Source organism: Candidatus Nealsonbacteria bacterium CG07_land_8_20_14_0_80_39_13, assembly GCA_002779355.1.
Taxonomy (GTDB): domain Bacteria; phylum Patescibacteriota; class Minisyncoccia; order Minisyncoccales.
In genome coordinates, this window is the sequence record PEWS01000020.1 from 1 (window position 1) to 3,170 (window position 3,170).

General features: G+C 39.1%; 1 protein-coding gene and 2 pseudogenes (1 of these 3 running past the window's edge). All 3 read right to left on the bottom strand.

All coding sequences use genetic code 11. The features are described from left to right. Window positions 1–164: 164 nt before the first annotated feature. Window positions 165–1,002: pseudogene (locus COS96_01365) on the bottom strand (DNA damage-inducible protein D). Between the two features lie 866 nt (window positions 1,003–1,868). Then, window positions 1,869–2,537 carry a hypothetical protein gene (locus COS96_01370; GenBank protein PIU43994.1) on the bottom strand — a complete coding sequence of 223 codons (669 nt, stop codon included), beginning with the start codon at window positions 2,535–2,537 and terminating at the stop codon, window positions 1,869–1,871. A gap of 73 nt (window positions 2,538–2,610) precedes the next feature. After that, a pseudogene (locus tag COS96_01375) lies at window positions 2,611–3,170 on the bottom strand (RNA polymerase sigma factor RpoD) (it continues 712 nt past the right edge of the window).

The window sequence follows — 3,170 nt, forward strand, 5'->3', positions numbered from 1 at the left end:
ATTAATAATCAACTATCAAGGTCTGAAGTTGAATGCGTTAAGTGTTCGGATTGAGGGGTAGCTGTGGGCCCTAACATCCAGTTAAATTATATGACATAATCAATAAGAGCGCAAGAGCCACGTTCATTGTTGGGTCTGACCCCGCGATAGTAATTCAATCCCTATCAAGTTTTTTTACATTCAATCTTTTTTCTCTCCATCTTCTCCAATCGCTTTGTTTCTTTCTTTACTTCCTTGATATGTTTTTCTGCGGGTAGATTTTCCGGCATCGTTCCGCCAATTTCCTTAATGGTTTGTCTGACCTTTCCGCCCACCATAAAATGAACTTGGGTGGCTGGATGTTCTCCCTGCACATTATCTTTCCTTAATTTTTCATCGGTTTGAGTAATGCGAAATAAATTAGCCGCCAATTCAGTGGATCCGGCTCTATCTAATAATTCCCCTTTCTTTATTCCTTTTCGCCTTTCAATATCCGACAAGGGCATTCCATAAAGACCCTTATATCCGGCATCATTAAATAATCCGAAATGACTTACCCCCGCCCGTTTAGCGGTTCTAAAAAGTTTTGTTATGATTAATGACCTCATTACGAATAAAAAGTCTTTTTGCCGTGTCCGGCAACTGCTCAAAAACTTCCTGTTTCCTCGTTTGTATCGCAAAGTAAGTCTGGGCAAGCGCTATTTCTGTTTTATTAGGGTCTCCATTTTGAGCTATCAAATAGCAAGCGTATCTATCTAATTTATAGTCCCTTACCTCTCTTACCGTGTTTGAGCCAATCCTGACCATTTTCCCTATTCGGTGAAAATGGTTATCCACATCCTGGCCGCTGTTTATGCAGGCGCGAACAGCTCTGACAATTACTTCCTCTGCCCTTTCCCATTTTTCGTAACCCAAAAGGGGCAACAGTTCGCGGGCTTCCCAGTATTCAATTCCATTTTCATCAAATTTTTTAATGCCCTCAAAATTTTTATGAGGAGCCGACGGCGTTATTTCGTTGTTCATAAACTTATTTTACTATATTTTTTCTCACTTCGCTAATTACAGTTTTGCCACCATTGGAATTATAAATAAAAAAAGATTGAGGAATCCCCCAATCGTATGTTCAAAAAGATATTCTTTTCTTTTTGATCATTTCATTCCAGAAATACGGAATGAAAATTGTCGCCCAAGTTAAGGGCAACGCAATTAGGGACAGCCATTGGTTGTCAAAGACTAAATAAACTATCCATGCAATCCCTATGGCAAAAGACAAAAAAGCAAATTAGCCTTACTTGCTTCAGCTATAGCCCTTTTTTCGTCGTCTTTTTCGATATTTTTCTCGTCCATTTTTATTTAATTTTAAAACTTAATTTTACTGCTTTCAATCTCTCAAATTACTCCCCTCTTGTCAAATTTCTTCAAACAAATTATGAATAAAAAACCATCGTGAGGTCTGACCCCGCGATAGCTATAACAAAGACTATCCGCCGTCAAGTTTCTCAAAAACAAAAATCGTCCTGAACTTATTGAGGAACGATTTTTGTTTCTTGCTTTCTATAGTTTTTCTCTGCTTTGCTCCGCGGGCAGGATTCGAACCTGCAACCTAATGCTTACACTTATTCCCATGTTTCCATGAGGCGTGGACTATATCATCACCCCGCAATACTGCGGGGTGCAAGGCGCTGTGAGTCTCTGAACCTTTTCCCCGCCAGAGGCGGGGAACTTGGCTGCGGATTACCATAACCTTTTTCTTTTTTGGTCTTAGGCTTCCCGACAATTCACTTTGTTTTTCAATCCTGGTTACCCAGAAAAGCTGCGATAAATTTCACAGGCATCCGCGCTACCATTGCGCCACCGCGGAACAAAACAGAGAAAATATACTTTTAAAATTACTCAAATATTCCCATAATTTGACCCATTATTTTTCTGTGCAAGTTTACATTGCTTATTGTTATCCTCAAGACACCATATTCGTGTTTTGTTTTTCTAAACCTATTAGGATTGTTTTTAACAATATAACTTTTTGTGAATTGAAGCAAGGAAATCCCTGTTAATTTAGACCAAAAAATTTTCGCTTTCTTTTCACTTAAATTATTGTAAAGATATAAACTGCAACGAAATTTTCCCTCAGGAACGCCGCAAAACCTCCGGAACCAATCTGCCATAAATTTTATTGCCCGAGGATCAGAATTACTAAAACCAACGTTCTTGTCTGCTTTTTCTCCCTCCGCAAAATACATCGCTATTCCGACCATAAATTTATCCCTTTCGGAAATTTTTCCTACTTCCCTTATGCCTTCTTTTAATAATGCTTTGGTTAGTTTTTCTCTTGTTCTTATCTTATTCATCGCAGCGATAATACATCCCCTAAGAGCTCCTGTTCTTTTGTTTAAATACAATTTTTCAAGTTGCTTCTTCGTCAATTTAACATCTCTAACCCATAAACTTACCGAAGATCTGGAGACTTTCAGCTTTTTCTGTATTTGCTTCACAGATACTCCTTTCTTTCTTAATTCTCGAGCTTTCAATTTTAAGTTTAATTTACCTGAATAACCCATTATCTATTTATCTCATCTCGAACCTTGAATGTCAATGTAGTGTATGTCTTATTCTACATTCCAAAATTTTGGCTTAGTATTCGCGGAGTTTTCTGATGGAGTCATGCTCCCTTATCCTCTCTAAAGCCTTAGCTTCAATCTGGCGGATTCTTTCCCTGGTCACGCCGAATTTCTGCCCCACTTCTTCCAAGGTATGAGTCACTCCGTTTCCTAAACCAAATCTCATTTCTAAAATATTTTGCTCCCTTCCCGTCAGGTCAGATAAAATTTCCTGCAATCTTTCCTTAAGTAAATTCCTGGCCGCTTCTACTGACGGCGAAACCGCTTTTTCATCTTCTATAAATTCAGCCAGAACGCTGTCCTCGTCATCATCTCCGACCGGAGTTTCCAAGGAAACAGTCTGCTGGGAAATTTTCATTATATGATGAACCTTAGAAACCTCTAATCCCATTTCAGAAGCAATTTCCTCCGGCAAAGGCTCCCTGCCCAAATCCTGCAGGAGTTGTCTTTTTACTTGAGTATATTTTGATATTGTTTCCACCATATGAACCGGAATTCTGATTGTTCTGGCTTGATCAGCCAAGGCCCTGGTGATCGCCTGCCTTATCCACCAAGTGGCGTAAGTTGAAAATT